Source organism: Acinetobacter stercoris (assembly GCF_900323515.1).
Lineage (GTDB): Bacteria > Pseudomonadota > Gammaproteobacteria > Pseudomonadales > Moraxellaceae > Acinetobacter > Acinetobacter stercoris.
Window position 1 is genome coordinate 1 of the sequence record NZ_OOGT01000201.1, and the last position, 7,238, is coordinate 7,238.

General features: G+C 32.2%; 4 protein-coding genes and 1 tRNA gene. All 5 read left to right on the forward strand.

Translation table 11 applies throughout. The features are described from left to right. Window positions 1-3,678 precede the first annotated feature (3,678 nt). Window positions 3,679-4,554, forward strand: a complete 876-nt coding sequence (locus tag KPC_RS20965; RefSeq protein WP_456049177.1) for an RHS repeat-associated core domain-containing protein — start codon at window positions 3,679-3,681, stop codon at window positions 4,552-4,554. Window positions 4,555-4,563: 9 nt separating this feature from the next. Continuing rightward, a complete protein-coding gene (locus tag KPC_RS16295) occupies window positions 4,564-4,872 on the forward strand; it encodes a hypothetical protein (RefSeq protein WP_121975410.1) in 309 nt (102 codons plus the stop codon). 768 nt (window positions 4,873-5,640) lie between these two features. Next, a tRNA-Met gene (locus KPC_RS16300) sits at window positions 5,641-5,717 on the forward strand. 285 nt (window positions 5,718-6,002) lie between these two features. Next, window positions 6,003-6,212, forward strand: coding sequence for a cold-shock protein (locus KPC_RS16305; protein WP_121975411.1), 210 nt, complete (start codon window positions 6,003-6,005; stop codon window positions 6,210-6,212). Window positions 6,213-6,938: 726 nt separating this feature from the next. Further along, window positions 6,939-7,238: hypothetical protein (locus KPC_RS16310; protein WP_121975412.1), on the forward strand; the 300-nt coding region annotated here is incomplete at its 3' end.

Sequence of the window (7,238 nt, forward strand, 5' to 3'; positions counted from 1 at the left end):
ATTAATATAAATGTAATGTTTAGTTGTTAGTTTGGAAAAATAAACAAAAAATAACGAAAGGCATACGATATGAGTAAATATATATTTAGTCTTATTTTGATTATTACTAATATCTTAAACCATTGTTTTGCAGATGCACCTGAGATCATTAATTCTAATGCTTTACTGCCAAATATAAAAAATTGTCTTTTAGATAGGGAAGCTTTAAGTTTAGATGATGCTTATTATAAAAAAACTGATATAGATGGTGCACTTCCATATATTCGAAATTACTCAACTGGTTTGTCTGGTAGTGTGGCTGTTAGAAGCCATATGATTTATCAGGATAGATCTATAGGAGGTTGGACTGATAACTATCAAAGCGTTATGTACGTTAAGAAAGTTAAATATAATACTCAAGGTGTGATTTTAGTTATTACATTAAGGTTGCCTGGAGATTATGAAGATAGGTATTATTATGTAAAAACAAAAGAAAGCAATACTTACCCTTGGGTTGAAAGAGTGATGAATCCAAATCCCGCTTATACTTTAGATGATAATATATATATGAATTATTCAGATAAAGAACAAAGAGGATATGAATTAAAAGTTAATAACTCTGTTATAGGAGATATTACGAAATTAGATTTTAGTTTAAATAATAATGGGATTATTTATAAGTTTAAATATATAAAAGATACACCTATGCAAATGCAAGGATCAATATATAAAGTTGAAAATATTGTTATACCAAATGGTGAGATTAGAGGTTTTGGATATGACTCTAATGGAAATTTAGGTGCTGTAAGTGACAGGCGAGGTAATCGTCTAACTTTTTATAGAAATAGTAATGGTTTAATCGATGAAGTAAGATTATCTCGAAATAATTCAGATGCTTATATAAATACGAAATATGAGTATGAGTCATTCCCTTGGGGGAGTCAAACTATCTACACGATAAAATCTTCAAATTCAATGCAATATGGTAAAGAGTCATATAGCTATGAAAGAAAACCATCAAGTGCATTTTTTCTTTGGCCAGGGGATTATAAAAAATACTATTTCCCACTAATAACTGGTGTATATGATGAGAATTCATATAAAACTCATTATTTTATTTATGAAAATCAATACCATTTAGGAAACCCGGAATTACCTCTTTCTCGTTTAAAAGAAACATATCAGCAAATAGGTGATAAAAAAATTAATCATAGCTCCATTACTAGAACCTCAGCAGGTCAAGATGGATATAGTGGATCATACCGAATAGATTATCAAAACTCTGGGACTATCCAACCAACAAATATCTCTTATACTTTGGATAGAAATACTAGACAAATGGTTTATAGTTTTTCTGGTACACCTTGTTATAATTATAATAATAGACCAATAACTAAAGTTACAATAAATTATTTAGAAGGCAGTATTGATAGTATTGTTGATGGTAATGGAAAGGTTACCAAGTTTACTTATGATGGTTCGAGCAGATTGCTTACCAAAACACTTGCTGCTAATACCCCTGACTCACAAATTACATCTTATCATTATACGACTTTATCAAATGGATTCCCAAATACATTTTCGACACCAAATCAAATAATTACGGATGGTCAAACTCTAACTAATACCATTGATCCAAATGGATGGGTTACCCAACAAGTTATTTCATATCCGAAAGGTGGAAACAGTAAGATTTATAAATATACTTATTTCACTGATCCAGGAGTTTCCAATTATGGATTAATTAGTAATGTGGATGGACCTAGAGACGATATTAATGACAGCGTCACAATTACCTATGATGTTTTTGGTAATAAAGCGACTACAACTCAAAATGTAAACAATAAACCTGTCGTGACAAAGTATTTGAATTATAATCTTTTTGCAAAACCTGAACGAATTGTTCATCCATCTGGGTTGGTTGATCAATTTATTTACAATGTTGATGGAACACTTAAATCTAGGATTATAGGAGCTGGTGGAGATACTGGAAGTGTTACAGGCGTACTAACAAGTTATACTTATGATAATTTGAAGCGTAAAAAGTCAGAAACTAATCCTGATAATGAAACGACGGTATATGATTATGACGTCATAGGACGCTTAATTAAAATCACAGCCCCTGATGGCAGTATAACAACGCAAACTTATTTTGATAATAGTGTTATACAAACGATAGAAGGGGCGGTTTCTATCCATAACGAACTTAATGCTGATGGTCGTATATCTAAAACACGTACTGGTACAGATGCAAATCATTATTGGAAAGCATTTACCTATGATGGTAATGGAAATATCACTCAGACACAGACCGCTTTAGGGATTATAGAAAAATGGGCATATGATGCACTAAATCGAAATATTTCATATACGGATGGTGAGGGCAATGTTAGTACGAAAGCATATGATAAAGCTGATAATGTAATTTCTTCTAAGGATGCTGTTAACTCTGGATCTAGCCCGTTTAACTATATTAGCAGTACTTTGGTCAAGGATGAGGTCAATAATGATTATGCGACCAAATCTTTTATATATAACCAAGCTGATCAAATTACAAATACAACTCATAGTAACCGTAATTGTACGCACTCTAATATTGACTCATTAGGTCGTACAGGAGGAATAACGTGCAGTGTAGCTAACACGAGTGATCCTGCATTAGCTTATAATTACCAATATGCATATGATCAATCGCGTTTTGGTAGACTTGATAAAGTAACCTCGAATGCAGCATTTGGTGTAGATACTCAATATACATATGACAACTTAGATCGTATTGTTGCGAAAACACAAACGAACAAGTCTCTAACTGCATGGGGAGGCGTGAATACACCGTTAACAGTAACTTATAGTTATAGTGCCGGTGGTAAAGTTACCAGTATAAAAATGCCTTCAGGTAGAGTCATTAACTACAATTATGATGGAAACAAAGGCCGTTTGGCTTCGGTCCATATTGCTGGAAATCCATTTATTAGTAAAATTGCTTATGATGCTTTAGGGCAATTAACTTCTTGGAATATCGAAAATACAGCGGCTAAATATTCATTAACATATGAAGCACTCAAAAGTGGTTCTATAAGTGGAGTTGCTTTTAGTAATAAAAATAATGCGAACATATATTCTGAACAATATGCTTTTGATCAGGATAAACGTATTACTTCGATCACTAAACTAAATAATAATTTAAATGCATACACTTATGATAAATCAAGTAGATTAATTAGTGAAAAGTCTAATACATATGCATATGATAAAAATGGAAATAGGAAGTCGAATAATAGTAACGCGTATAATTATATTCTGAATACTAACAAAGTTCAGGATATTAAANATGGAAATACTGTATTAAAAACTGCAAACTATTTACCTACTGGTGAGCTTCGTTTTGCTCCATTCTTATCAGTTTATGATGGTTCTGGGCAAATGCGCTATTCTGGTGGTACAAATGGTCAATACTATATGTCATATAACCATAAGAATGAACGTACTATTAGAGCTTTAAATGCTGGAGTCACTTATTCTGCCAGTGCGGTCCAATTCGTTTATGATGAAAATAGTAATTTAATCGGGGAATATACTGCTAACGGGACTCCAATTGTAGAGTATGTATGGATAGGTAATCGCCCTGTTGCTGCAATATATGGTACTGGTGCTGGTAAAACTTATGCCATCATCACTGGTCATAATGCAACACCACGTATGTTGGTTGATAACAGTTCAAATGCTGTAGTGTGGCAATGGGAAAGTACAGCTTTTGGGGGTGGCAAGCCAACAGGAAGTGTAACTTTTAATTTACGTTTCCCTGGTCAGTATTATGATGAATTCACAGGACTTCACTATAATTTACACCGTTACTATAACCCTGAGCTTGGTCGTTATATGGAGCCAGATCCAATCGGTTTGGAAGGTGGTTTAAATCCATATGCTTATGCTTATAATAATCCAATTACGTATGTAGATCTAACAGGCGAACATCCAGTAATCATTGCAATGGGCGTAGGTGCTGGTATGAGTAGTGCATTTTATGTTGGGAAAGTAGGTATAAATGCATTTATTGAGGCAAAGAAAAATAATCAAGATTTAGTTGGTGGGACATGGGATAATTTAAGGAATTCATTTTCTTGGACAGAAATGGGGCAACAAGCTGCGCTAGGGGCAGCATTTGGTGGCATAGGAAAAGCAGCTTTTCTTGCTGCAGATGTTCATGTTGCAAAAACTGCGCTTTCTGAAAATGCAACTTTGATGCAAAAAGCTGCCAACTGGGGAGGGAACTTAGCTACTAATAAGACCCGTGAATTCACAACTAATGCTGGTTTTGTAATTACAAGTAACCTATTAGTAAGTAAAACATCTGCTAATTTAGCTATTAGTAGTTATAATGAGCAAAGAGCTATTGCACGAATGAATCAGCAATTAGCATATCAAGAATTTTACAGAAAATTTTATCAGCAGTATAACAATCAGGTTCCTATAATAGATTTGGGGACTTTACCTGTTATTCGGATTCAGGCGAATGGTACTGAGGCTCAAGCTCGTCAACAAATTCAAATCGGAATAAATCAATATTTTCACTAGGAGTGGAGGATGTTAATTTTAGGGAATTTAATTGGTTTAATTATCGTTCTATTTATCGGGTATTGGGTTGCTAAAACGGGATGGAAATTAAGATATCTAGCGCCGTTTGTTTTTGTGGTGACATCGATCTTAATTATGATTTTATTTATAAAGCTATCTCCTTCTGAATGGGAGCGGATGCAGTTTTTTTCTAATGGTACTTTTGCATTTAATGAATTAGCAATGCAAGCAATAATACTTTCAAGTGGCGCAGGTGGAATTGTAACTTTTTTGCTAGTCTTAGGAGTCTGGGCTGTTAGGAAGAATGTGTTTTTCTGATAATAAAAGAGCACCATATTGGTGCTCTTTTATTCGATTAATTTCTCACTATGAAAAAGCTGTGTCAATTCTTCTATTTTATATTGTTGGTCAACACCTATTCATTGAAATCTTTTCACCTATTAACCGTACTTCTGTCTATAAGTTTTGTAGACTGATTTGTAGACTAGTAAACTATAACTATTTATATGTATCGATAATGAACGTAAAGTGTTTTTTATCTTAAGAGTATGTATTTAAAGGTATATATTATTTTATCTAACTATCTATAAATATAGCAAAACATAGTATGTAGAACTGGCGATTCCAGGTTTATTAAATGTGGTATGGCTTTACTTTATTGGTAAATATTAACTAACTTTATTCAAATCCACTTCATCCTCTCTGTGGGGAGACTGTTGAAGTTATCTTTACAAGAAGTGGGGTTCAATCAAAAGGGGAGAGAATGATGAGTGAAGTCGCAAATTTTCATATATTAAATATGAAAATTTTGATTTAAAGTTGGCTTGATTTATCATTTATGTGATTATTGTTTTTATATTCTTGATTTGTATTGGATATTTTCTAAATAGTGCCTATGTGCCAGTTTCTGGATTTCTTAGATGATTAGCTTTTTGACAGTAATTCTATATTCTGATTATTTAAAGTTGCTGAACGTGTTACGAGCATGAAACCTACAGACATCGATATTATTGGCTGATTCTTTAATTAATATAAAATAAAGATTGCATTCATTATAAATAGGGCGTATAAAGTCACCCTTGTTGATGCGGGATGGAGCAGTCTGGTAGCTCGTCGGGCTCATAACCCGAAGGTCGTTGGTTCAAATCCAGCTCCCGCTACCAATAAAAGTTTAAAGTTTTATAGCCTAATCTCACAAGATTAGGCTTTTTTTATATGGATTATATAAAAATCGTGTTCTGAGAGGGTGTAGGATACTTTCAGAAGATAAAAGATTTAAATTTCTTGTATAATTGTTAAATCAGCGTATAGTTGAAATTGACTAGAAAAAATTGTTGGTTCATTAAGTCTTTTTTCGTTAAGTATTGATTACAATTCTTCGTTTCAGATTTTACTTCCTTACTTTTATTTTCAAGTTTTTTTAATGTTACCCAAATAGGAATATAAGAATGTCAAACGTTAGTACTGGTACTGTAAAATGGTTTAATGAGACTAAAGGCTTTGGTTTTATTCAACAACAATCAGGTCCAGATCTATTCGCACATTTTAAAGAAATTCAATCAGAAGGTTTTAAAACTCTGCAAGAAGGTCAACGCGTTGAGTTTACTGTTACTCAAGGACAAAAGGGCTTACAAGCAAGTAATATTCGTGTTTTATAATTGAAATAAACTTTTCGATTTTAAACAGCAATAGATTTATGAAAACCAGATAAATTTATCATAATGAAATGTAATAAAGCTCGCGATTGCGGGCTTTTGTTTTTATTAATAAAAATTATAACTTTTGCTAAATGTATAACTTTACTATATTTCTAATATTGCTATTTTTTCCTTTTTTAGGATATTCGAAAATGACCAAACCATACTTGCCGAAAAGATTTGATTGATCACTCAGTTTGTATCAGTACCTAGCTTAAAGACTGAGCTGGGCTAAATCAATTTTTAATGATTTTACATAATCCTGATCATGAAAATATTACTGGAATGCTGAGGGAGGAGGGGTTTTTAGTATTTTCCTAGCATTTTCTACATTCGAAGCTAAAAATTAAGAAGTTCATCGATAAACAGGTCTTTTAGTTGGCTAAATAAGTATATTTTTAGGACAGTGAGTCTCAATAATCATAATTGTGTGATGTATTACATGGTTGTTATTATTTTATTAACACTAGGTAGTGTTTTTTGGTTTTCTCCTGTTTCATTTTCCCTCAATGGAACAGGTTTTTTTTGCATACATTTAATCAATATCTTATTAAATGTATAGCTGTATAAAGGTTCTTTCAACATAGATCTAAACGATGAGTAAGGAGAAAGATGTTTTATAAAAAAAACCAGAAAATAATGTTTTTCATGAAAAAGCTATAGTAATCTTATAGATAATTATTACGTATGGTAAATATTTATAAGATGCTTAAAAGAAACGAAATGACCACAGATTACGAAACAATTGTATTAAAGCAAATTTACTACTTTATTATCGCAAGACCTGATGCTGAAAAAAAATCTAATTATGATCTGATCATAGATTTTTTTCGAGCAATGCATGAGGGTGATTCTTCAGATTTTTTTATAGAGTCATTTAAGGTTTTAGGTAGTTTTAGAGATAAAACGCATATTGGTTTTAAATCTAGTCCTGAATTTTTGCAAATGGACAAATTTCTTGAATGGGTGCTGAATGAAATAAAATGC

Excerpts from the sequence above, each read along its gene's own strand:
- KPC_RS20965 (WP_456049177.1), top strand. The coding sequence starts at position 3,679 with ATGTTGGTTGATAACAGTTCAAATGCTGTAGTGTGGCAATGGGAAAGT.
- KPC_RS16295 (WP_121975410.1), top strand. The coding sequence starts at position 4,564 with ATGTTAATTTTAGGGAATTTAATTGGTTTAATTATCGTTCTATTTATC.
- KPC_RS16305 (WP_121975411.1), top strand. The coding sequence starts at position 6,003 with ATGTCAAACGTTAGTACTGGTACTGTAAAATGGTTTAATGAGACTAAA.